We start from the raw sequence: 21,604 nt of genomic DNA on the forward strand, positions 1-21,604 counted from the left end.
TTGTGGCCAAGCAGGGTAATCCCTACTACGCGCTCTTTTCAGCAATCTTCTGTTTCCAGATGACCGGGCCGGTCTTGTGTACGGATTCGCCGGTGGAATCGACGGCCACGGTGACGGGCATGTCTTCCACTTCGAATTCGTAAATGGCTTCCATACCCAGATCTTCAAACGCCGCTACGCGGGATTTGCGAATGGCTTTGGAGACCAAGTAGGCAGCGCCGCCCACGGCCATCAGGTATACGGCCTTGTTGTCCTTGATGGCTTCGATGGCGGTGTCGCCACGCTCGGCTTTACCCACCATGCCGATCAGGCCGGTTTCTTCCAGCATGGTGCGGGTGAACTTGTCCATGCGGGTGGCGGTGGTCGGGCCTGCCGGGCCGACCACTTCATCACCCACCGGATCCACCGGGCCTACGTAGTAGATAAAGCGGTTGGTGAAATCCACGGGCAGCTTCTCGCCCTTGGCCAGCATTTCCACCATGCGCTTGTGGGCGGCATCCCGACCGGTGAGTAACTTGCCAGACAGCAGCAAGGTGTCGCCCGGTTCCCAGGTCTGCACTTCTTCCGGGGTGACCGTATCCAGGTTCACACGGATGGCGCCTTCGTCGTTGCCCCAGGCGATGTCCGGCCATTCTTCCAGGTCCGGCGCTTTCAGGTCTGCCGGGCCGGAGCCATCGAGAATGAAGTGGGCGTGGCGGGTAGCCGCACAGTTGGGGATCAGGGCTACTGGCTTGTTGGCCGCATGGGTGGGGTAATCCACCACTTTCACGTCCAGTACGGTAGTCAGGCCACCCAAGCCCTGGGCGCCTACACCGAGGGCATTCACTTTTTCGAACAGTTCCAGGCGCAGCTCTTCAGAGCGGGTCTGGGCGCCACGGGCCTGCAGCTCGTGGATGTCGATGGGGTCCATAAGGGACTCTTTGGCGATCAGCATGGCTTTCTCGGCGGTGCCGCCGATACCAATACCTAGCATGCCCGGCGGGCACCAGCCGGCGCCCATCTTGGGAATCTGTTCCAGCACCCAATCCACCACGGAATCAGACGGGTTGAGCATGGCGAATTTGGATTTGGCTTCGGAGCCGCCACCTTTGGCCGCCACGTCGATTTCCAGGGTGTCGCCGGGAACGATGGAATAGTTAATCACCGCGGGGGTGTTGTCCTTGGTGTTGGCACGCTTGCCGTCCGGGTCCGCCAGCACCGAGGCACGCAGGACATTGTCCGGGTGGTTATAGGCGCGACGCACCCCTTCGTTAATCATGTCATCCAGGCTCATGTCGCCTTCGATAGTGACATTCATGCCCACTTTGGCGAACACGGTTACGATACCGGTGTCCTGGCAAATGGGCCGGCGGCCCATGGCCGCCATGCGGGAGTTGACCAGGATCTGCGCCATGGCGTCCTTGGCAGCCTTGCTCTCTTCCTTTTCATAGGCTTCTTTCACCGCGCGGATGAAATCCACCGGGTGGTAGTAAGAGATGTACTGCAAGGCATCTGCCACGCTCTGAATCAGGTCATCCTGGCGAATCACCGTCATGGGATTACTCCTGCTGGGAAAATAGGGCGCGTAGTATAGCGCAGAGTGTGAAGGGGGCGAAAATCAACGGAGGGAACGCCAGTACTACCCGCCCCCTGCCACTCGCCACATTAAGGCAGTGGCTTCATTCGCACTGGGTATTATTGAGCAATCGAATCAGATGGCGGTTGACCGCTTCTGGCTGCTCTAGGTGCAAAAAATGCCCGGCATCGGGCAGTACCTGAAGCTCCACGCCGCCACTGAAGTCACTTTCCACAAGGGTATGTTCCAGCAACTTGGGGCTCATGCAACCATCGTTTTCGCCGATTAAAATCTGGGTAGGCGTAGCGATATCCAAGCCTAACCAACCCCTAACCTGACGGTGTTCTTTTTTCCACACTTTGGACAATGACCGATACCAAGATAACGCAGCGGGAATTACCCCCGGCTCAGCCAAGGTGTGCTTGGCATTGTCCAGATAAAGCCCCGGCTCCCAATCCGGCGACCAGCGTTGCCATAATGTTGCCACGCCATCCAGATCACCTCGCTTGAGCCAGGCCTCCGGTGCCAGCGGCAGCTGGAAAAACTGCATGTAGCCGCTCAATAACACCTGTTCCGGCACCTTTAGCAGAGCTTGGGGAATGCGACGCACCGGCGGAATAGCCAAGGCACTAAACGAACAGAAAGTCTCCGGAGATTGGGCACAGGCCAGATAACCCACCACGGCGCCCCAGTCATGGCCGATTAAATGCACACGCCCCCCTAACTGAGCGGCAAACACCATCAGGTCATCCACAGCGGCATACAGGGAACAGTCGCCATTGCCCGGCTGGCAGCCGGGGGAGTAACCGCGCAGAGCCGGTGCGATAGCCGTATACCCCGCATCCGCCAAGGCATTAATCTGCACCGCCCAGTTTTCGTAGGTATCGGGAAAACCGTGTAGCAAAATAACCGGCTCGCCATTACCAGCCATCAAGGCAGGAAAACGCAGATCACCATTGACCAGCTCAACCTGTTTCATCACGTCACCTCAAAGTGCTTGGAACGGGGGCCATCGTCATCATTATTGCCCTCTTCCACCAGAATTCTGTCCACCTGTGCCAAGGCCGGACCTTGATGCATGGCATTGAGCATGTCGTCCACCGCATCGGCTTCGCCCTCTAGCAGAGCCTCCACCCGGCCATCAGCACAGTTACGAACCCAACCCGTGAGGTTGCGACGGGTGGCTTCCTGCCGGGCCCAGGCCCGGTAGCCTACACCCTGCACAATACCACTCACCAGTACATGCTTCGTCGTCATGGCTTCCCCCGTGGTCAATCGTTGCGGCTCTGTTGCTCAGGGTGCCGCTCTTTCTCTGCGGATGGGGCACTGAACAATGCATCCAGACTGATATCCAAGGGTGCCATCATGCCTTCCCGGGCCTCATCCATGCGTGACTTTAATGCTTCCTCCCAAGGTAATGGCTCGGGCGGTTGCCTAACCCTTAGCTGGATATGCGCAGGCCAAGGCAGCATGGCCACCAATTGACCCAACGATATATTACGCAGATCGCGGCTGAGGATGTAGCCGCCCTCTTCAGTGCGTCGGATTAATTTTGCATCCTCTAACAGGTTGCGAAATTCATCCCATTGGCTGATACCCGAGTCCTGCATCACTTGGCGAACTTCTTTGCTGCGCAGCACCTGGCCATTCTGTTGACGCTGCCAGAAAACATTGAGCAAACGCACCAGGGCATGCATGCGTGGCACCTGGCGCCGGTGTTCGTGAAACACCACTAATGCCCGCACCAGTTCCGCACCACCGAGTACAATGGTCCAGGAAATATAAATCCACAGCAGAAACACCGGCACGGCAGCGAAAGCGCCATACACCACCTGGTAACTGGGTGCCTGTTTGATAAAAAAGGTAAAGGCCCCTTTCGCCAATTCGAACAATAGCGCCGCCATCGCCGCCCCTAACATCCCTTGCCGAAACGGCACCTTGGTGTTGGGCACCACCGTGTACATGAGCGTCAGCATGGCGGTGGTGAACAGGAACGGCAGCACAGCCAGCCACAATCGCACCCCGCCCAGATAACTGACCGTGTCACTGAAAATAGCTTGTGAGGTGAGATAGGAAGTGATCGCCAGACCCAGCCCCAGGCAAATCGGCCCCAGTGATAACAGCGCCCAATACATCAACAAGCTGACCAGCCCTTTACGCGGCGTCTGCACTTTCCATATACGGTTCAGGGTTTGCTCGACGGTACTTAGCATCAAAACTGACGTCACTACCAGGAACACAATGCCCAGCCCGGTGAGGTTGGTGGCCTGTTTGGCAAAGGACTGCAGGTGATCGAGCAGCATGTTGCCCGCCGAGGGAACAAAATACTCAAACGCCCACTCTTGGAGTTGAGTACTCTTGCCTTGCAGCGCCGGCACGGAGGAGAGCACCACAAAGCTCACCGTCATCACGGGAACGATGGCAAATAATGTGGTGTAGGTTAGCGCCGCCGCACTCTGCCGGCAGCCATCTTCATTAAACTGCCGCACCAGCAGCCCCCAAAATGCCTTGATGGAATTTAAACGGGCCTTCACCGGAATTACCGGCTGCTCATTGTGCATACACTTCGGATCCTTTCTCATTGACCGTACCCTTGCCACCACCCCTGTGCAGCTTACAATAGCAGCGTTACGACACAGGATATGCAATCCCATGAGCGACTACACTATCTTCCACAATCCACGCTGTTCCAAATCTCGGCAGACTCTGGCATTGCTGGAAGAAAAGGGTATTACCCCCATCATCATAAAGTATCTAGACGATATTCCCGATGCCGCTACCCTGAAAAGCCTCATCACCAAGCTGGGGTTCACCCATGCCCATGATCTGGTGCGCAACAAGGAAGCGGATTATAAAACCGCAGGACTCACCGCGCAGAGCAACGATGACGATGTGATTACCGCCATGACTCAGTACCCGAAACTGATTGAGCGCCCCATTGTCGTTAAAGGGGATCAGGCCGTTCTCGGCCGCCCACCGGAAAACGCCCTGACGTTATTGGACTAAATCGCCCATGACCGATTATGTACTGGTGCTTTATTACAGCCGCAACGGCAGCATTGCCAACCTGGCACAACAGGTGGCTCGCGGTATTGAAAGCACCACAATGGAAGCCCGCTTGCGCACCGTTCCGGCGGTGTCTGCCAACTGTGAATCCAGTGAACCGGCAATCCCGGATCAGGGTGCGCCCTACGCCACACTGGATGATCTGGCCGGGTGCCAGGGTCTGGCTCTGGGCTCCCCCACCCGTTTTGGCAATATGGCCGCGCCGCTGAAATATTTCATTGATCAGACCAGCGAGCTGTGGATGAAAGGTTCCCTGATCGGCAAGCCTGCTGGCGTCTTTAGTGCCACCGGCAGCCTGCACGGCGGTCAGGAGAGTACGCTACTTTCCATGATGACGCCTTTATTGCACCACGGTATGGTGCTGGCCGGTGTTCCTTACTCCGAAGCCGCCTTGCTGGAGACCCAAAGCGGTGGCACGCCCTATGGCCCCACTCATGTTTCCGGCAGCCAGGGCGACCCTGCACTGACCGAACACGAAATCACCCTGGCACGTGCACTGGGCAAACGCCTGGCGTTATTGGCCCGCCAACTGAAGGCTTGATGATGAACCTTGTTTTACTTCGTATTAGCTACGCCCTGCTTTTGCTTGTCGGCATCAGTGGCCTGTTCACTCTGGCGCCGCCAGATGCGCATATCGCTTCCAGTGTGATCATTGCACTAGTGTTATACGTGCCGCTGCTCCTCATGATCCCTGCGGTGATTAGCGGGAACCGTCGCCAAGCCACTTGGCTGTGCTTCCTGATCCTGTTTTATTTCTGTGGTTATGCGATCCAGCTTCTGGATCCACCCCCGGTCCGTACCCTGGCCATAGTCAAAACCACACTCACCGTCATGGTCTTTGTGTTTGCCGCGTTGCAAATTCGTCAGGGCCAGAATGCTGATTGATGAACGCCTGGAAGTAGAAACACCGGAAGGTGCCATGCTCAGCCTGTCGCTGGCCGGGCCGGTGCCTCGGGCACTGGCCTACGCCATCGACCTGGCCCTTCGGCTGGTGATCTACGGAGCGCTTGCCGCTATATTGGCAGCCTTGGGCAAGGCCGGCATGGGGCTGCTGCTGATTCTGGCTTTCGTGCTGGAATGGTTCTACCCCACCCTGTTTGAGGCCTTCCGCCACGGGCAAACTCCCGGTAAAAAAGCCATGGGTATTGTGGTGGTCCACGCCAACGGCAGCCCATTGAGCTTCAACGGCAGCCTGATTCGCAACCTGTTGCGCACCGCCGACGCCTTCCCCTTGTTCTACCTACTCGGGTTTGTCTGCACCTTGATTAGCCCCCGTTATCAGCGGCTTGGTGACATGGCCGCCAATACATTGGTTATCCACGTGGAAGAGACACCCGCAATCAGCGAGCAGAGCCGTGGCGAAAGCCAGGCCCCGGACTGGGCGTTGAATCGTGATGATCAGCTAGCCTTGCTGGCATTCCATGAGCGCCATGAACAATTTTCAGACGCTCGCCAGCAAGAGCTGGCAGTGCTGGTTTACCCTGAATTGGCACCGGCCCAAGCATTACAACGCCTCAAGGCCGTCAGCCGCTATCTGGTGGAGGGCCCGGCATGAAACAGGCCCGCTTTGAACAACAATATCGTCCGCAATGGCAGGCACTGGAGAATCAGCTGGAGCAGCTTGAATCACTGCACGTAAGCAAGAAAAACACGCTGCCCCTAAATACCTTCGTTACCGACTACCGCAAGCTTTGCCATCAACTGGCACTAGCCCGTGAAAGAGGCTACAGCGTTCAGCTGCAACAGTTTCTCAACAACCTGATGCTCCGCGCCCATCGCCAGCTGTACCGCTACAACCCCTCACTAGCGGATCGTATCGGTACCTTTATCGCCAGCGGCTTTCCCCAAGCAGTCCGGCGCCAGTGGCGCTGGCATCTGGTCAGCGCCCTGACCTTCGTGCTGTCTATGGCGTTGGTGTGGACACTGGTGCATCAACAACCGGAAATGATCTACTCCGTGGTAGACGAAGCCAGCATTACCAGCCTGGAAAGCATGTACCAGCCGGATAACCAGGCGGGCATGAAGAGCGAGCGCAGCGGCGATGACGATGTAATGATGTTCGGCCATTATATCCAGAACAATATCGGCATCGCCTTCCGTACCTTCGCCAGCGGCTTGCTGTTAGGCGTAGGCGCGCTGGTGGTGATGCTGTTCAACGGCAGCTTCTTTGGCGCCGCCGCCGGGCACTTAATCAACGTGGGTGCCCAAGAACCCTTCTTCACCTTTGTGATTGCCCACGGCGCCCCAGAACTTACCGCCATTGTGCTGGCCGGTGGCGCCGGGCTACGGCTTGGCTGGGCCATTATTGCTCCCGGCCCCTGGTCGCGATTGGACGCCCTGCGCCTGGCGGCCCGGGATGCACTGCCCACCATGTACGGGGTATTTGCCCTGTTGCTGCTAGCGGCCTTTATTGAAGCGTTCTGGTCACCACGGGACCTGGCGCCAGCGATCAAATACAGCGTGGGCGCAGCTTGCTGGGTCCTTTTGTATCTGTATCTTTTCTTCGGGGGGCGGGATGGAACTCGAGAAGGCTAGCGCTCGCCTGGCGCCGCGCAGCCCCTGGCAAGCGGCAGATCTGGGCACGCAGTTCTACCGCCACTGGGCCGGGCCCATTACCGCTGTGTGGCTGCTGTTTACTGCGGTGCCGTATGCCCTGTTGCTAACACTGGCCGCGGTGGACAACAGCCTTTGGCCGCTCTTCGTATTTTGGTGGCTCAAACCCTTGTGGGAGCGCCCGCTACTGGCCTTTTACAGCCACGCCCTGTTTGGCGAAACCCTCACCCTAAAAGCCTTGCTGAAACGCTGGCGCAGTTACTCCCTGCCCGGGCTGGCCGGCCAGCTCACTTGGCGACGCCTGAGCCCCATGCGCAGTTTCAATGCCTGCGTGTGGCAGCTTGAACAAGTGAAAGGAGACACTGCCAGCCAGCGACTGAAAGTACTCAACAGCTACCCCTCCAATCGGGGCGGCATGCTGACCCTACTGGTACTGCACCTGGAACAGTTCATGACCTTCGGGCTAATGGCGTTGCTGTACATGCTGGTGCCCTGGCAATTCAACCTGGAGTTTAGTGATTGGTTCTATGACCAAAGCGCATTACAACTGGCTATCTCCGGGTTGTGCTTCTATCTGGTGCTGTGTGTCACCGAGCCCCTTTATGTAGCCTGTGGCTTTGCCCTCTACTTGAACAAGCGCACCTGGCTGGAGGGCTGGGACCTGCAACTGGGACTCTCCCGGCTGGGAGAACGCCGCCGCGCGGCCAAAAATATCATCGGCACCCTGCTGGTATTGGTGTTGGCAGCACCGTTTATGGAGCCCGCTCAGGCGCAAACAGCCGCGTCAAGCACCACAACCAGCGAACAACAACAAGTGATCGAACTGCTGGCCAGCCCGGACTTCATGCCCCTGGAAGAGCGCACTGAACGCCAGTGGATCAACCGGGATAACAGTGAGTCCGAAAGCTGGATGGAAAAACTCTGGCGGTTTCTGTTCGATATCCTGGACGATGATAAAGCCGACACCTCCAGCTCCCCCATGAATATTCCTGATGCCCTGTTATGGGCGATTTTCTGGACGTTGTTTGTGGCACTGGCGCTGTGGCTCATCGTCAAGGTTGCCAACCAGTTCGGCCTGCGCAAGCATCGCTCTGACAAACGCTCGGCAACCCCCGCCCACGTGGCCGGGCTGGATATTCGTAAGCGCAGCCTGCCTAAAAACCTGAATCGGGCCGTAGAAGAGGCACTCAAGGCCGGAGATATCCGCGCCGCTCTCGCCATATTGATGCGTGCCACCCTGGCCGGTGTTCTGGCACGCTACCCAGTGCCACTGGCAGCAGGCAGCACCGAGCAGCAATGCCTGCGCACCCTGCAACAGCAACACGGCACCCCACGACCCATTGCCTACCTGCAACGCCTTACCCAGGCCTGGGTCAGCACCGCCTGGGCCCACCGCCCGGTCAGTGACGAACAGGTCCGCACGCTGGCACAGCACTGGCAACAAATGGATCCGCTGGAGGCAGACCATGGGTAAAACCGCCCGGCTGCGCCGCGTTTTTCCCTGGCTACTCGCTGCCCTGTTGCTGGCCATGGTCTCTGGGTACTACGCCCTCACTGAGCCAGTCACCTACATGAAACGGGTGGCGCCGGACAGCAGCATTACCCGCAACCCCTATAGCGCCGCCCAGCAATGGCTGGCACAACGGGGCCAGCCCTCTAAACGCATTCTCAGTGCCGCCGCCCTATTCCCATTGCCAGACACCCGCACCACCCTCGTGATCGATAAACACCGCGGCATGCTCACCTCTAACCAAGTTAACGCTCTGCTTGAGTGGGTGCAGGACGGCGGCAAGCTGGTAGTGGAGGCGCGCCCTCTTCCCGGCATACTCGACACATCTGACGCTAGCGCCAGCGACTGGCAAGATAACGATCCGTTGTTATTCGCGCTAGGCATCACCGTGTGGGACTCTCCGGTGCCCAGTGACGCTGGGCAAGAAGATGCAATACGCGATCTGCTCATGGCCCTGCCGACTTTTGTCGACAGCCCACTGCAATATTGTCTGCATAGCGACAACAAAGCACTCCGCGAAGATTGCGCACGGCTAGCCTGTGATGCCCCACCAGAACCCACACCGCTGACCTTGCATGTGAGTGACAACGAGCCAGATCGCCGGGTGCAATTGTTCAGTGACTATGTGATTTGGCACGACAGCTGGGACGAGGAAGAAGGCAACGCCCCGCACCTGGAATGGCCAGTGGAAATCACCGGCTACGCGGATAATGATTACGGCAGCCAGCTGGTACAACTGAGCCTTGGCAGTGGGCAAATTTCCGTGCTAACCGATTTGAGCCTGTGGTCCAGCGAGCGGCTGCTCTACTTCGATCATGCCTGGCTGCTGGCCTGGCTTACCGGCGCAGAACCCGTGTGGTTTGTCCGCTCGGTGGCCATGCCGCCCCTGGCCCAGTGGCTGTGGCTAAAAGCCCCGGCGCTGGCGTTTGCCCTGCTAATCTTGCTGGTTCTGTGGCTATGGCATCGCATTCCTCGCCAGGGGCCACGGCAGCAAGCCCGCGAAGAAAGCCGCCGTGATTACCTGAAACACCTGCACGCCAGCGGTTACTTCCAGTGGCGCACCAACCAACAAATGGCCCTGCTGGCAGAGCTGCGCAAACAAGCAGAACAACAGCTGCTCCGTTTCCATCACCAACGCAATAAGGCTCTGGCGCTGGCGGCAAAAGCGCTGTCGGTGCCAGTAAAAGAACTGGACGCGGCACTACAGAGCCAAGCAGACACCCGAGACCGGTTCACGCAGCAGGTCTCATTATTACAATCGCTGAAAAATTGCCGTCACTGATGCCGGTTCCAGCGGTACAGTGGCGCGGACAACCACGCCAACGTCAGTTAAAACGTAAAAGGACAACAATATGAGCCAACCCGCCACCCTCGCCGATGCGGCCGCCTTGGCCCACGACATTGAAAGCCGGCTCAATCAGGTGCTGATTGGCCAACAACAGGTTGTCCGTGAAGTGCTCATCGCACTTATTTCCGGCGGCCACGTGCTTATCGAGGGCGTGCCCGGCTTAGGCAAAACCCTATTGGTACGCAGCCTGGGGCGGGCACTGGAGCTAGACTTTAACCGCATCCAGTTCACCCCGGACCTGATGCCCACCGACGTGACCGGCCACGCCATGTACGACCAAAAGACCGAGCAATTTCGTATCCGTCGCGGCCCGGCCTTTACCCAGCTACTGTTGGCGGATGAGATCAACCGGGCACCGGCAAAAACCCAAGCAGCCCTGTTGGAAGTGATGCAGGAGAGGCAAATCACCATCGAAGGCAAGGCCTTCACCCTCAGCGAACCCTACATGGTGCTCGCCACCCAGAACCCGCTAGACCAGGAGGGCACCTACCCGCTGCCGGAAGCGGAGCTGGACCGTTTTCTGTTCAAAGTGTTGATTGATTATCCGGCTCACGATGATGAAACCCGGCTGGTGAACATGGTGCTCGACGGCACCATCCGCGCCAGCCTGGATGTGGAAAGCCTAAGCCCGGCCACCGATGCGGCCGGCTTGCAGGCCATGAAAGCGCTCAGCAACGACGTACTGATCGACGCGCAAGTGCTGGACTATGCCCTGCGCATCGTCCGCGCTACTCGCGACTTCAACGGCCTGACCCATGGCGCTAGCCCCCGGGCCAGTATTGCGCTGGCCCGGGCGGCCCGCGTGCATGCCATGTTCGAAGGCCGTGACTTTGTCACCCCAGACGACATCCAGCAGGTCGCTCGGCCCGTACTGCGCCATCGCATCCAACTCAGCGCCGACGCAGAAATCGAAGGGCAGACCCCGGAGACGGCACTGGCCCGCCTGCTGGACCAAGTGGAAGCACCGCGGCAATGAAGCCAGCCCCACGCCTGCTCCTCGCCGTGGCCCTCTGGGCCTTGAGCGCGATCTCTCTGCTGTTTTTCAGTGGCAACATCGCCAGCCTGCTGTGGTGGGCAGCGGGTGCTGTACTGGCGGCGTTCGTCCTGCTCGACTTGCTGCATGGCTGGCGCCGCCCGCCTCCAGCAGCACAGCGCATCGTCCCCAATGCCCTGTCCGTTCAGCAGCCGCATCCCATCAAGGTACGCATCACCTCCGCCGATCTGCCCGCAACCGTCACCCTGGCAGACCATCACCCCGGCGACGACATGCTAACCGGTCTGCCCTGTCAGCTTGACCGGGCCGAGAATGAGCTCACCGAATTCACCTACCATTACCGCCCCAGCCGACGTGGCCCGGTAAATTTCGGTGATCTGGAATTCTGGTTTCCCAGCCAGCTGGGCTTCTGGTCGCTACGCAAAATCTGCCCGGCCCGTTGCACGGTGCCGGTCTACCCGGATTTTTCCCGTCTCAGCCAAACCCAGCTGGATGCCAACCATTCCTTTCTGCTCACCGGCACGCGGCTCAAACCCCGCCGTGGCGAAGGCATGGAGTTTCACCAATTGCGCGAGTACCACCCTGGCGATAGCCTGCGGCAGATCGATTGGAAAGCCACTGCACGCCGCCGCAGCTTGATCAGCCGGGAGTATCAGGATGAGCAGAATCAGCAAGTACTAATTATGCTCGATGGTGGCCGTCGGCTGGGCATGCCGGTGGGCAAACTCACCGGCTTCGACCATGCGCTGAATGCGTCACTGCTGCTAGCCTGGAGTGCGCTCAAACAAAAAGACAAAGCTGGCGCCATGTTGTTCTCCGGCGATCAACCTCGCTGGCTACCACCGGTACAGGGGCAAAATGGCATCAACCATTTGCTCAACGGGCTGTACGATTTGCATCCCAGCCGGCATGCCAGCGACTTCAGCCTGGCAGCGCGTCAGCTGGTGCGTCATAGCCGGCGAAGGGCACTGGTGGTGCTGGTAACACGGCTACAGCACGAAGACCGGGATGATCTGCTCAGCGCGGTCGGTTTAATGCGCCGCCATCATCTGGTGTTGATCGCCGATATGCTGTTGCCAGAGCAGGAAGCCCTGGCGCGCCAGCCGGTGGAAGATTTTGATCAGGCGTTAACCCTGTGCGCCGATGCCCAGGAACAAAAGCAACGCCAGCAGCTGCACACCCGTCTGCGCCACGCGGGCGCCTTGGTCACCAGTGCCACACCCCAGAACATGCCCCAGCAGTTGAATCATTTATATCTGGCACTGAAACGCAGCGGCCGGCTTTAGTCGGATTACGCCTTTCAGGCTAATCCGACCTACAAAACCTACCCTTTCAAGTAGGTCGAATTAGGCCAAAGGCGGTAATCCGACAACCCACCGCCTACGAAAACAACGGCTGCAGCGCTTGCTGCAAAGATATGCCCTCGCGCCCATACGCCTGCGCCAGCACATCACACCAGCGGGCCGGCCGCTCAGGAAGACCTTCAGCCAACAAGCGCTCTGCTTTTGCTTTTACCTTCACCGCAAACGCCGTTTCATCGCCGCCCTCACCATTCAGGTTATCCAGAGATACTCGGAAGGTGTGCCCACAGGCAGCACAGAACAAGGCTTCAAGCGCCTGGGGGTAAATCTCTACCTGCACAAACTGCGCCTGTTGATCCGCGCTGCGGCCATCCGGTGCGTACCAGTAACCGTAGTCTTGTTGCTGACGGCGTACTGGGCCCGCCACGCACCAGTGGGCGATTTCGTGTAAGGCACTGCGGAAGTAATCGTGGGTATAGCAAATGCGATGAGGGGAACCGGGCAGGTACACAGGCTCAGCCGCGCTCCCTTCTAACACCGTGTCGTGGGAATCAAAAAAAGTCGCCCGGAACAGGGTTTCCAGATCACTACTGGCGTACACCTGCAAGGCAGTTTGCGGTATGGTAGCCGCCGTCTTGCGAACCTGATTCTGTTCTATTTCGTTCACCACACCCGTTCCGCTTACAACAGTGGCACCTGCCTATGTTATCCCGCCGTCAAGAGCTTGCCGCCCAACTCACCCTCGCATTGCCAATTCTGGGTGGGCAACTGGCACAAACGGCCAACGGCTTTGTGGACACCATGATGGCCGGCCGTGTTGGCGCCAATGATTTGGCGGCGGTGGCCGTGGGCGCCAGCATTTGGGTGCCTCTGTTCCTGTTCATGACCGGCGTACTGATGAGCGCCACCCCAATACTGTCGCGCCATCTCGGCGGCAAAGCTTATCACCGCATTAACCCCCTCGCCCAGCAGGGCCTCTGGTTGGCTCTTGTGCTAGGGGTTCTTTGCGCACTTATTCTACGCAGCATTGCTCCGTTATTGGTATGGATGGACGTGGATCCGGCGATCCGACCCATGGTCAGCGGCTACCTGGATGCGCTTAGCTGGGGCATGCCTGGCGCCGCCATTATGCTGGCGTTGCGCAGTTATACCGAGGCCATGAACCATACCCGGCCGGTGCTGCTAATCAGCGTGATCGGCCTAATGATTAATATCCCCAGTAACTATGTGCTGATCTACGGGAAACTGGGCTTCCCGGCCATGGGGGGAGTCGGCTGCGGTTGGGCCACCTCACTGGTGATGTGGTCCATGGCAATAATGATGATGATCTATACCCATCGCCACCCGGTGTATCAGCATGCACCATTGAATCTGCGACAGCGGCATTTCGAGCGCGCCAATCTGGCCTATATGCTGCGGGTGGGCTTACCCGTAGGCCTGTCAATTTTTTTTGAGGTAAGTATCTTTGCGGTCATTGCCCTTCTCATCGGCAGCCTGGGGGCCCAGGTCGTCGCCAGCCACCAGATCGCGCTCAACTTCACCTCCCTGATTTTTATGGTGCCGCTGAGTTTCGCCCTGGCCGCCACCGTTCGGGTGGGTCACGCCCGAGGACGCAGCGATCAAAACGGTATTCGCGTGGCCGTGCAGGTGGCCATGGCCATCACCCTGGTCGTGGGCATCACCGCCGCCTCCAGTCTGGTGCTGGCCCGGCACTGGATTCCCCGTATTTATACCGACAACAATTCGGTGATAGCGCTGGCCAGCTATCTGTTGTTGTTCGCGGCCCTGTACCAGATCTCGGATGCGTTGCAGGTTTGCGCCAATGGCTGCCTGCGTGGCTTCGAAGATACCGGCTGGCCCATGGTAATGACGTTGCTGGCTTATTGGGGTATCGGGCTACCCATCGGCTACGGGCTGGCACTGACTCATTGGTGGGGCGAGCCCATGGGCCCCGCCGGCTTTTGGATCGGCCTGGTAGCGGGCTTGACCAGTGCCGCCATTTTCCTGGGTTGGCGCTTACGCTGGCGGCTCAGGCAGCCACTGCCAGTAGCCACTCCAGAGCACCACGGGGGCGCTTAACCGACACTGCCAGGTAGAGGCAGATCATCACAGCACGCCGTATTCTGCAGCCGACGATAATAATCTGCACTGAGCCAAGGACGACCACTGAGCAAGTGATTCAGGTACCAACGCTCCGGGCGCAGATCATCAGCTTGCCACTGCGCATTGGCGATATACACCCAAGTGTATAACTCACCCTCGTCGGTTTGTACCCCCAGCCGCTCGCGGCGGTAACGCACTGGATGTCCCTCAAACGGATCCATGCGTTCAATCTCACGGTGGTCCCAAAGCTGGTACAACACTCCCTGGACCAACCCCTCGGGCTTTTCCTGTGCGCAAATAATGTTGGCGTAAGCGATCCCCGCTTTCCCATGCGCACGTTTGTTGAAAGCCAATTGCCAACCGGGCAGTTGCGCCCGCAATGACTGCCGATAACGCATCCCCCGCGCGGCCATCCGCGCCGGATTCATATTTGAGCCATAGGCAAAGTAATAGTCACACTGCACAGCTGCCTTCCTGATTGATTGCTGTCTTCACTACACGGCCTGAAGCCTTGCCAGTACCTTGGCGATTACCGTTAGCCTATCTCATTCACTATGCGTCGGCTTTAAGCCACAAAACCGGTTATCTGCACTGGCTTGCATGGCACCGCATGACAGGCTAACGTGAATTAACGGGCCGCGCCGAGCGATTTACTGAGATCGCGCTCGCGCCCTAAGGTAACGTACCGGGAGAAGCCCATGACTCAGGCGAACCGGCAACACCCAGGCGGAAACAATGTTGTTTCCTTCTCTGCACGCCGCAAAGCGGCCAAGCCCCCTATTTTGCGTTTATCTCCGGAATACGATGGCATCGAGCTGCTATATGCCAACGACCACCACCCCGACAAATTATTCTCTTTAAAAGTGCTCGCTTGGGCGCGATTGGCTAATGGTGAGACCGTGGCCATGGTCCCCTGGCTCAAGGAGCCGGTCACCGCCATGGCACTGGCTGACCCACTGAATGGCCGCTGGGAAGGTTACCGACTACCTGGCAGCAATTATTTGTTTGTCGATGCGCCTGAACATAAGGTTCAAGAGATGGATGCGGCCCTGTCGTTTTTCGGCAAACCACAACCCGGCGAACAAGTCATTCAAGAGATTCCAGATACTATCGGCACCCATGCCGTGTTTTCCAACGATGATTTCCACACCATTAGCCTGATGGAAGTGGTGAGCTGGAAACTGTTTGCCGATGGCACCCTGTCGGCCATGGTAGCGCAGGAAAATGACCCGGTTGAGACACCGATTTTACCCGGCGCAGAATGTCTGACCAGCGCGCAATCACTAGCGGACTTCCGGTATTTCTTCCAGCACGGTATTGCCAATCGATTAAAGGAAAGAGACCCGGAAGCGCTAGCCGCAGTGGCCATACTAGCGAAAAGCTGAACCGTGACCGTTAGTGTGTGGGTAAAATAAAGAACGCTATTTAAACGCGTTGTCGTTAACGCATCTGCGTTTCACTAGCCCTCTTTCTTTTTTATCCAATACAAAAACAGTTCGCCATCGCGTTGCTGGTCCACCAAGCTATGGCCAAGAAATTGACAAAACTTTGGAATGTCCCGTTCCGTGGAAGGGTCGGTGGCACGCACTGCCAACACTTCGCCGGGATTCATGTCTCGCACCTTGTTGTGGAGCATCATCACAGGTTCAGGGCATAGCAAACCGGTGGCATCGAGTTCATGTTGGGCATCCAGTGACATCAGGGCTCTCCTCGTGGTGCACCATGGGCAACAACCGGTGGTTGCCAGAAAAAGGCCGCTATTATAACCGCTGCACTGAGAATCGCAGCCAGCAAGAAATGCGACGCATACCCCAACCACGCTACGCTGAATCCACTGGCCAATGTGAACACGCCCACGGCGAACAATTGCACCGAGGCCTGAACCGTATAATCACTGCCCTCATGGCCGCTACGACAGTAATCCATCATCACCACAAACAATGCCACCGTGGATAACCCATCCGCCCATTGTTCGAACACCGCAACCGCCCAGATCCACGGTTGTGCCGCTGGATTCGGGCCCCACGCGGCTACCCACCACCAGCCGATGAATGATAGCGACTGCAAGCCGGCAAAGCCGAACAGCGCTACACGGCGACTTAATCGCATCATCATCAGCCCCGCCAAACCTGCACCAGCCAACCCGACTAATGACGTGACCAGATCCAGGCGGCCAATTTCCGCCAACGTCCAGTGACTGTCGACCAGGAATGGCTTAATCATGCGGGTGCCGAAACCATCGCCCACCTTATAGGCCAGCAGGACCACCAGCCACACGCCCAACCCCGGCCTACGCCAGAACAGCGCCAGTTGGCGAAGCCACCATCGGGTTGTCACCGGCTTGCGCGGCCGGGCAGGCTCAAGAGGCTCGTCAAATCGCCAGGCGGTGAATGCCACTAGCAACAGCATGACAATGATCGCCAGCAGTGTGGCCTGCCACCCCAATACCCCAACCAACATTAACAGAGCGCCACTGCCCAGGATCATGCCCATTTTGTAGCCACTAACCTGCACACTGTTACCCAGGCCCCGTAGCTCTGGAGTCAGTAAGCGTGCTGCTAAGCCATCGGTGGCAATATCCTGGGTTGCGCTAAACAGGTTAAGTAAAAACAACATCACGATAAGCACCGCAAAACCGGGGCCGAACAGCCAACCTTGCGGCAGCAAGGCCGCACAGGCCAGTACCGTCACGACCCCGGTCAGGCAGACTAAGATCCAGCGTTTACGGTGGTTAGGGCGGCCACTCCCCCAGCGGTCCACCCAGGGCGCCCAGATAAACTTCAAGGCCCACGGCACGGCGGGCAATGCCAGCAAGCCGATCCATTCTGGTGACAGGCCCGCATCCCTAGCCAGCGCGGGCATGGACTTGCCCAGCAAGCCAGCTGGCAAGCCTTGGGCGAAGTACAACATACCCAGCGTAGCGAATAGCGCAGCGCCACGACCGCGCTCAGTACTCACGATCAGTAGCTCCGATGAAAGCTGGCCCAGACGGTAATCTCTTCACGATCGTAATACAGGTGCGCGGCCTTGATTACCGGCTCACCCAGGTGATCCATGCGCTCCATGGCCGCGGTCAGTTTTTCCAACAGTTGCCACGTTTCTTGGAATCGCCGTTTCATCGGCAGCTTCAGGTTAAACAATGCCGCGGTGGCCCAACCCTGGGTAAGCCACTTTTCCATGTGTTGCAACGTACGGGCAGGCTTGTCCACCACATCGCACACCACCAGATCCACCTTACTGCGCGGGCGCCAAGTAAAGGCATCACCGTAGACATGCTGCACCGGGTATTCGTCCAGCAGCCGGGGGGCCATCTTGCCGTGGTCCACCGCCTGCACACGAATGCCCCGTCGGGCCAGTTGCCAGCTCCAGCCCCCCGGGGCCGCACCCAAGTCCACTGCTGTTTTGGCGTTTAACGCATCGGCACTACCAAAGAAACGTATCAACGCCTCTTCCACTTTTAGTGCCGAACGGCTCGGCGCTTCTGCAGGTAATCGCAAGCGCAACACCCCACCTTCTACCAGCGGCACGGCGCTGGGGCTGGTGCCAACCCAGCCATTGTGTGAATCACTGAAAAAAAGATGCAGCCGCTGTTTCGCTTGGCGGCGCAGCAAGCCGACTTTCTTCAACCGAGGTTCCAATGCCTTGCGAAAACCACGCAAGAACCGCTGCAGTTCGCGTCCTTCATTGGTATCCGGGTGTTCAAGATATAGCTCACTAAAGGGGCCTGCGGCTTCCAACAAAGGCCACAAGGCACTGATACGGTCGTCGCCTATATCGCTAAACTCGCCCTCGCATACACTTAGCGTGCGGGCAAAGATCAAGCCGCTTTCTTGCAGGCCCGCCAACGAGCCTTGTTGGCTATGCCAGAGCACATACCCACTATTGGCGGTAGCGCGGGGATAACCCGCCACCATTTGATCTGCCGCGTGGAAATTCAATTCGGCAGCCAGGTCGGCCTCAAAGCCCGGTCGACACAGGGCCAACAAGGTCTCCGACTGGGAATTCAACAAGTCACTGTGCATGAAGCTCTCGCGCTGATTACAATGCTGCCCATTGTCCTTATCACAGCGGCTCGATCAATAATGAAAGCATACTGCCGCTGATCCTAAGCTCTCTCTGTACTCTGGTGTCTTCTCACCAACGCTGACGAAGCGTTGGCCACGCTGGATGGGAATTTCTACGCTGAAGCCCAGATGATGCGGGCGAAAAATGACACGAACGGGTTCGGTGCCATGGATGAGCTGAATATTAAGATGAGGCTGTAGCTTACTGGGTTGCGCTGAACAGAAATCCGGATTTTGTTTGAGCATCAGTTGCGTCAGTCAAGTCGACTCCCGCCATGAGCCATGCGGCAGCGGGAATGCCCCTTTGCATGAAGCGTCCTGCACTACTTCACAAATACTACCGTCTTGTTACCGTCCACGATTACCCGGTCTTCAAGGTGCCAACGCACCGCACGCAACATCACCTGCCGTTCCACGTCCTGCCCCAATGAACGCAACTCCGAAGCGGAATGGCGGTGGCTAACACGCTGCACGTTTTGCTCGATAATGGGCCCCTGGTCCAGGTCTTCCGTCACATAGTGGCTGGTAGCACCGATCAACTTCACCCCCTTGTCGTGGGCCTGCTGATAAGGGTTCGCCCCCACAAAGGCCGGCAGGAAAGAGTGATGAATGTTGATGACACGATGCGGGTAATGAGACACAAAGCTTGAACTGAGGATTTGCATATAACGGGCCAACACCACCACATCCACTTTACCGTCAAGCTTGGCCAAAGCCTCGGCTTCCGCTTCGGCCTTATTGTCTGCACTCACCGGGATATGGTGATACTCGATGCCAAAGCGCTCGACTTCGTCACGCAGATCATCGTGATTACTAATCACAATAGGAATGGTGGCAGGCAAGTCGCCACGGGAGGTACGCCAGAGCAGATCCATGAGCACATGGTCATGCCGCGACACCAACACTGCCATACGTTTTTTCTCACTGGCGTAGCTGATTTGCCACTGCATGCCATAGGGCTCAGCCACCCGATTGGCAAAGTTATTGCGTAGCGCCTCCCGGGAGCAGTCCAGTTCCGGTGTCTGAAATTCCAGGCGCAAGAAGAAGGTGCCGCCGTGGGCGTCGCTGGAATGCTGATCGAAATCGGTAATGTTGGCGCCGTGGTTATACAGGAAGGTGCTCACCGCACTGATGATTCCGGGTTTATCCGGGCAGGTCACCAGCAGCCGTGCAGTGTCGGCATCATTAACTGTCATGGACGTCTCAGAGCTAATCGTTAGTGAGAGGAAGCATTGTGCCCTAGCTACAGATTGACGCCAAAATGCTCTCGCCGGAAATTGGACGGCGTTTTCCCGGTCCACTTCTTGAAGGCCCGGTGAAAAGAGCTGGCTTCACTAAAGCCCATCAGCAACGCTATTTCGTCAATGCTGAGATCTGGTTTGGAGAGATAATAGACCGACGCATCTTTACGGATAGCATCCTTAATCTCCTGATAGCTGGTATTGGCTTCCTTGAGCCGGCGCCGCAGGGTTTGCGGAGTCATGTTCAATTTGCCGCAGATTTCCGTGAAATCCGGAAAGCTGTTGCCATATTCGTTGGAAATGATCGCGCGAATCTGGGCTGGTAATCCCACATTGTGAATATTACCGTCGAACAACTGAGCCAAAGACTCTTTTAGAAACTTGGAGAGAGAGAGGTCATTTTGTACCAGTGGCAAATCGAGGAAGTCAGCCCGGAACGTCACCTCATTCGCATCGGCTTGGTACTCAATAGGGCAATCGAACAGGAAACGATGCTCCTCACCATTACGCACATCCGAGTAATCCAGCGTCACCAGTTTAGGCTCGATGGCTTTGCCCACCAGCCAGCTCATAAAGCGCAGCCAGATAAACAGCGACGCCTCAATAATGACTTCGCGGAAGTCCAGCCTGGGATCGGCTTCTACGATTAGCTTCGCCACATCGCCATCACGCTCAATACGCGACTGCAAGCTCAGTTCGAACAGGTCGTAGAAACGAATCCCCCGCTCTACGGCTGAGCCCAGGTTCGGGCAGTTGATCACCGCATGGGCCATCATGGAGAAGGTGCCGGGCTTGGATTTTCGTCCCTGGCCAAAGCCCAGGAACTCATCCTGAGTCTGGGTCATGATCAGCAGCATCATGCGGATAAAGGTATCCCGCTCAATGGTCCCCTCCGGATCATCCAGCAATTGCCGTGGAATATTACACTGGTCCAGAATCTCGGGAATGCTGGCACCGGAACGAGCCGCACCCTGTAATAGCTTTACCACCCGATTAATATTGATCGTTCTGCGATGGTACATCGACCTCCACCCTCACACCTTTGGCATTGCCATTAAGCAAAATCGGACCCGTCAGCATTGTCATCGGCACGTCAACTGTCTGCCAGCCTGCTGGTTTAAAGAGCCCGGGAGCGACAATCATAATGAAACTGACCGAAATTAACATACTGTCTACTCCGTCTGGGGGGTTACAAGCTACTTCAGGTCGGAAAAAACGGGGTTTACCCTTGTTATCCTTTCCTGTCTACGATAAAAATCAGTGATGAATGTTCTTGTTGTTGAAGATAATAAGGCTGTCAGCCTGATCATCTGCCGTATCATCGAAGAGCTCGGCCACCAATATGTGTTGGCCGCAGACGGTGAGGCCGCCTTGCGCCTGTATCACCAGCGAGACATTGACCTGCTGATTCTGGATGTGGAACTCCCGATACTGGACGGTTTCACCGTGGCCCGAGAGGTGCGCAACGGCAACCCGGATATTCCCATCCTGTTTATTTCCGGCAACAGCAGCGAAAGCTGTTTGCAACAATGCCTGGCTGTCGGCGGCGACACCCTGATGGCCAAACCCTTGCGACCTAGCATTTTGCGCGCCTGGCTCAACAGCATGTTAACCCCGGCAACGCCTAACGCCCACCCCCCTTCCGTCGCAGGCTGATCTTTCCCGAGGCGTTATCGCTTCAGGTATTTCACTCATTCTCCCAATTAACACGCCACACTGCTGTTTCCCTTAGTACAACCCACAAAAAAAGGTTCATCGCGGAATTCCGGGAAAAGCGGCTTTGATCTTCATGAAGAAGTAGTCGTTATCCCGGAAGCCGTACGCCATCCTCTTGATGACCTTGATCCTGTTGTTCATTCCTTCAAGCAC

Annotated in this window: 25 protein-coding genes; 12 read left to right on the top strand and 13 right to left on the bottom strand. The window is 57.4% G+C overall.

The window, feature by feature from the left end:
- Positions 1-25: 25 nt before the first annotated feature.
- The 4 genes from ABNH10_RS09225 to ABNH10_RS09240 all read right to left on the bottom strand — a co-directional run bounded on the left by ABNH10_RS09225 (position 26) and on the right by ABNH10_RS09240 (position 4,116).
- Positions 26-1,534, bottom strand: a complete 1,509-nt coding sequence (locus tag ABNH10_RS09225; RefSeq protein ID WP_349385664.1) for a fumarate hydratase — start codon at positions 1,532-1,534, stop codon at positions 26-28.
- A 124-nt stretch (positions 1,535-1,658) separates the two neighbouring features.
- Positions 1,659-2,534, bottom strand: coding sequence for an alpha/beta fold hydrolase (locus ABNH10_RS09230; protein ID WP_349385665.1), 876 nt, complete (start codon positions 2,532-2,534; stop codon positions 1,659-1,661).
- Positions 2,534-2,812: an acylphosphatase gene (locus tag ABNH10_RS09235; protein WP_349385666.1), complete on the bottom strand. Its 279-nt coding sequence runs from the start codon at positions 2,810-2,812 to the stop codon at positions 2,534-2,536. Before ABNH10_RS09235 ends, ABNH10_RS09230 begins: the two co-directional genes overlap by 1 nt.
- Positions 2,813-2,826: 14 nt before the next feature.
- A complete protein-coding gene (locus tag ABNH10_RS09240; RefSeq protein ID WP_349385667.1) occupies positions 2,827-4,116 on the bottom strand; it encodes a YihY family inner membrane protein in 1,290 nt (429 codons plus the stop codon).
- A gap of 91 nt (positions 4,117-4,207) precedes the next feature.
- On the opposite strand from ABNH10_RS09240, the gene arsC reads away from it, so the two are divergent.
- The 9 genes from arsC (at position 4,208) to ABNH10_RS09285 (ending at position 12,312) form a co-directional block, all read left to right on the top strand.
- A complete protein-coding gene (gene arsC / locus ABNH10_RS09245; RefSeq protein WP_349385668.1) occupies positions 4,208-4,561 on the top strand; it encodes an arsenate reductase (glutaredoxin) in 354 nt (117 codons plus the stop codon).
- A gap of 7 nt (positions 4,562-4,568) precedes the next feature.
- Complete coding sequence (gene wrbA / locus ABNH10_RS09250; protein WP_349385669.1) at positions 4,569-5,162, top strand: NAD(P)H:quinone oxidoreductase; 594 nt, start codon at positions 4,569-4,571, stop codon at positions 5,160-5,162.
- Positions 5,162-5,506 (top strand): DUF2069 domain-containing protein, encoded by a 345-nt coding sequence (locus ABNH10_RS09255; protein WP_349385670.1) that lies wholly within the window; start codon positions 5,162-5,164, stop codon positions 5,504-5,506. The genes wrbA and ABNH10_RS09255 overlap by 1 nt, the downstream gene beginning before the upstream one ends.
- A complete protein-coding gene (locus ABNH10_RS09260; protein ID WP_349385671.1) occupies positions 5,496-6,176 on the top strand; it encodes an RDD family protein in 681 nt (226 codons plus the stop codon). The genes ABNH10_RS09255 and ABNH10_RS09260 overlap by 11 nt, the downstream gene beginning before the upstream one ends.
- Positions 6,173-7,156 (top strand): stage II sporulation protein M, encoded by a 984-nt coding sequence (locus ABNH10_RS09265; RefSeq protein ID WP_349385672.1) that lies wholly within the window; start codon positions 6,173-6,175, stop codon positions 7,154-7,156. The genes ABNH10_RS09260 and ABNH10_RS09265 overlap by 4 nt, the downstream gene beginning before the upstream one ends.
- Positions 7,137-8,648 (top strand): DUF4129 domain-containing protein, encoded by a 1,512-nt coding sequence (locus ABNH10_RS09270; protein ID WP_349385673.1) that lies wholly within the window; start codon positions 7,137-7,139, stop codon positions 8,646-8,648. The genes ABNH10_RS09265 and ABNH10_RS09270 overlap by 20 nt, the downstream gene beginning before the upstream one ends.
- A complete protein-coding gene (locus ABNH10_RS09275) occupies positions 8,641-9,966 on the top strand; it encodes a DUF4350 domain-containing protein (RefSeq protein WP_349385674.1) in 1,326 nt (441 codons plus the stop codon). The genes ABNH10_RS09270 and ABNH10_RS09275 overlap by 8 nt, the downstream gene beginning before the upstream one ends.
- A 70-nt stretch (positions 9,967-10,036) precedes the next feature.
- A complete protein-coding gene (locus tag ABNH10_RS09280) occupies positions 10,037-11,008 on the top strand; it encodes an AAA family ATPase (RefSeq protein ID WP_349385675.1) in 972 nt (323 codons plus the stop codon).
- Positions 11,005-12,312, top strand: a complete 1,308-nt coding sequence (locus tag ABNH10_RS09285) for a DUF58 domain-containing protein (RefSeq protein ID WP_349385676.1) — start codon at positions 11,005-11,007, stop codon at positions 12,310-12,312. The genes ABNH10_RS09280 and ABNH10_RS09285 overlap by 4 nt, the downstream gene beginning before the upstream one ends.
- A gap of 94 nt (positions 12,313-12,406) precedes the next feature.
- On the opposite strand, the gene ABNH10_RS09290 is transcribed toward ABNH10_RS09285, so the two are convergent.
- A complete protein-coding gene (locus tag ABNH10_RS09290) occupies positions 12,407-12,928 on the bottom strand; it encodes an elongation factor P hydroxylase (RefSeq protein ID WP_502877125.1) in 522 nt (173 codons plus the stop codon).
- A 101-nt stretch (positions 12,929-13,029) separates the two neighbouring features.
- Here ABNH10_RS09290 and ABNH10_RS09295 point away from each other — a divergent pair, with 101 nt between their 5' ends.
- Positions 13,030-14,406, top strand: a complete 1,377-nt coding sequence (locus tag ABNH10_RS09295) for an MATE family efflux transporter (protein ID WP_349385678.1) — start codon at positions 13,030-13,032, stop codon at positions 14,404-14,406.
- On the opposite strand, the gene ABNH10_RS09300 is transcribed toward ABNH10_RS09295, so the two are convergent.
- Entirely contained in the window at positions 14,403-14,894 is a 492-nt protein-coding gene (locus ABNH10_RS09300) for a gamma-glutamylcyclotransferase family protein (protein WP_349385679.1), read from the bottom strand. The two genes, ABNH10_RS09295 and ABNH10_RS09300, sit on opposite strands and share 4 nt — an antisense overlap.
- A 234-nt stretch (positions 14,895-15,128) precedes the next feature.
- On the opposite strand from ABNH10_RS09300, the gene ABNH10_RS09305 reads away from it, so the two are divergent.
- A complete protein-coding gene (locus ABNH10_RS09305) occupies positions 15,129-15,815 on the top strand; it encodes a hypothetical protein (protein WP_349385680.1) in 687 nt (228 codons plus the stop codon).
- A 74-nt stretch (positions 15,816-15,889) separates the two neighbouring features.
- Here the strand turns inward: ABNH10_RS09305 and tusA are convergent, their stop codons facing one another.
- From tusA to ABNH10_RS09335, 6 genes are all read right to left on the bottom strand, one after another.
- Positions 15,890-16,129 (bottom strand): sulfurtransferase TusA, encoded by a 240-nt coding sequence (gene tusA, locus ABNH10_RS09310; protein ID WP_349385681.1) that lies wholly within the window; start codon positions 16,127-16,129, stop codon positions 15,890-15,892.
- Positions 16,129-17,388 carry an MFS transporter gene (locus tag ABNH10_RS09315; RefSeq protein WP_349385682.1) on the bottom strand — a complete coding sequence of 420 codons (1,260 nt, stop codon included), beginning with the start codon at positions 17,386-17,388 and terminating at the stop codon, positions 16,129-16,131. Before ABNH10_RS09315 ends, tusA begins: the two co-directional genes overlap by 1 nt.
- Positions 17,389-17,390: 2 nt before the next feature.
- Positions 17,391-18,452, bottom strand: a complete 1,062-nt coding sequence (gene rlmM, locus ABNH10_RS09320; protein ID WP_349385683.1) for a 23S rRNA (cytidine(2498)-2'-O)-methyltransferase RlmM — start codon at positions 18,450-18,452, stop codon at positions 17,391-17,393.
- Positions 18,453-18,817: 365 nt separating this feature from the next.
- A complete protein-coding gene (purU, locus tag ABNH10_RS09325; protein WP_349385684.1) occupies positions 18,818-19,690 on the bottom strand; it encodes a formyltetrahydrofolate deformylase in 873 nt (290 codons plus the stop codon).
- 47 nt (positions 19,691-19,737) lie between these two features.
- Positions 19,738-20,757: an AraC family transcriptional regulator gene (locus tag ABNH10_RS09330; protein ID WP_349385685.1), complete on the bottom strand. Its 1,020-nt coding sequence runs from the start codon at positions 20,755-20,757 to the stop codon at positions 19,738-19,740.
- Positions 20,729-20,902 carry a hypothetical protein gene (locus ABNH10_RS09335; RefSeq protein ID WP_349385686.1) on the bottom strand — a complete coding sequence of 58 codons (174 nt, stop codon included), beginning with the start codon at positions 20,900-20,902 and terminating at the stop codon, positions 20,729-20,731. The genes ABNH10_RS09330 and ABNH10_RS09335 overlap by 29 nt, the downstream gene beginning before the upstream one ends.
- Before the next feature lie 96 nt (positions 20,903-20,998).
- Here ABNH10_RS09335 and ABNH10_RS09340 point away from each other — a divergent pair, with 96 nt between their 5' ends.
- The gene (locus tag ABNH10_RS09340) at positions 20,999-21,391 is read left to right on the top strand and encodes a response regulator (RefSeq protein WP_349385687.1); all 393 of its coding nucleotides are present in this window, start codon (positions 20,999-21,001) and stop codon (positions 21,389-21,391) included.
- Positions 21,392-21,487: 96 nt separating this feature from the next.
- Here ABNH10_RS09340 and ABNH10_RS09345 read toward each other — a convergent pair.
- Positions 21,488-21,604, bottom strand: a 117-nt coding sequence (locus ABNH10_RS09345; RefSeq protein WP_349384762.1) for a transposase, incomplete at its 5' end; no start/stop codon positions are given.

Source organism: Alcanivorax sp., from assembly GCF_040119285.1.
GTDB lineage: Bacteria > Pseudomonadota > Gammaproteobacteria > Pseudomonadales > Alcanivoracaceae > Alcanivorax.

Bases quoted from the DNA above. Each gene is read 5' to 3' on its own strand.
- ABNH10_RS09225 (WP_349385664.1), bottom strand. From the start codon at position 1,534: ATGACGGTGATTCGCCAGGATGACCTGATTCAGAGCGTGGCAGATGCC.
- ABNH10_RS09230 (WP_349385665.1), bottom strand. From the start codon at position 2,534: ATGAAACAGGTTGAGCTGGTCAATGGTGATCTGCGTTTTCCTGCCTTG.
- ABNH10_RS09235 (WP_349385666.1), bottom strand. From the start codon at position 2,812: ATGACGACGAAGCATGTACTGGTGAGTGGTATTGTGCAGGGTGTAGGC.
- ABNH10_RS09240 (WP_349385667.1), bottom strand. From the start codon at position 4,116: ATGCACAATGAGCAGCCGGTAATTCCGGTGAAGGCCCGTTTAAATTCC.
- arsC (WP_349385668.1), top strand. From the start codon at position 4,208: ATGAGCGACTACACTATCTTCCACAATCCACGCTGTTCCAAATCTCGG.
- wrbA (WP_349385669.1), top strand. From the start codon at position 4,569: ATGACCGATTATGTACTGGTGCTTTATTACAGCCGCAACGGCAGCATT.
- ABNH10_RS09255 (WP_349385670.1), top strand. From the start codon at position 5,162: ATGATGAACCTTGTTTTACTTCGTATTAGCTACGCCCTGCTTTTGCTT.
- ABNH10_RS09260 (WP_349385671.1), top strand. From the start codon at position 5,496: ATGCTGATTGATGAACGCCTGGAAGTAGAAACACCGGAAGGTGCCATG.
- ABNH10_RS09265 (WP_349385672.1), top strand. From the start codon at position 6,173: ATGAAACAGGCCCGCTTTGAACAACAATATCGTCCGCAATGGCAGGCA.
- ABNH10_RS09270 (WP_349385673.1), top strand. From the start codon at position 7,137: ATGGAACTCGAGAAGGCTAGCGCTCGCCTGGCGCCGCGCAGCCCCTGG.
- ABNH10_RS09275 (WP_349385674.1), top strand. From the start codon at position 8,641: ATGGGTAAAACCGCCCGGCTGCGCCGCGTTTTTCCCTGGCTACTCGCT.
- ABNH10_RS09280 (WP_349385675.1), top strand. From the start codon at position 10,037: ATGAGCCAACCCGCCACCCTCGCCGATGCGGCCGCCTTGGCCCACGAC.
- ABNH10_RS09285 (WP_349385676.1), top strand. From the start codon at position 11,005: ATGAAGCCAGCCCCACGCCTGCTCCTCGCCGTGGCCCTCTGGGCCTTG.
- ABNH10_RS09295 (WP_349385678.1), top strand. From the start codon at position 13,030: ATGTTATCCCGCCGTCAAGAGCTTGCCGCCCAACTCACCCTCGCATTG.
- ABNH10_RS09305 (WP_349385680.1), top strand. From the start codon at position 15,129: ATGACTCAGGCGAACCGGCAACACCCAGGCGGAAACAATGTTGTTTCC.
- tusA (WP_349385681.1), bottom strand. From the start codon at position 16,129: ATGTCACTGGATGCCCAACATGAACTCGATGCCACCGGTTTGCTATGC.
- rlmM (WP_349385683.1), bottom strand. From the start codon at position 18,452: ATGCACAGTGACTTGTTGAATTCCCAGTCGGAGACCTTGTTGGCCCTG.
- purU (WP_349385684.1), bottom strand. From the start codon at position 19,690: ATGACAGTTAATGATGCCGACACTGCACGGCTGCTGGTGACCTGCCCG.
- ABNH10_RS09330 (WP_349385685.1), bottom strand. From the start codon at position 20,757: ATGTACCATCGCAGAACGATCAATATTAATCGGGTGGTAAAGCTATTA.
- ABNH10_RS09335 (WP_349385686.1), bottom strand. From the start codon at position 20,902: ATGTTAATTTCGGTCAGTTTCATTATGATTGTCGCTCCCGGGCTCTTT.
- ABNH10_RS09340 (WP_349385687.1), top strand. From the start codon at position 20,999: ATGAATGTTCTTGTTGTTGAAGATAATAAGGCTGTCAGCCTGATCATC.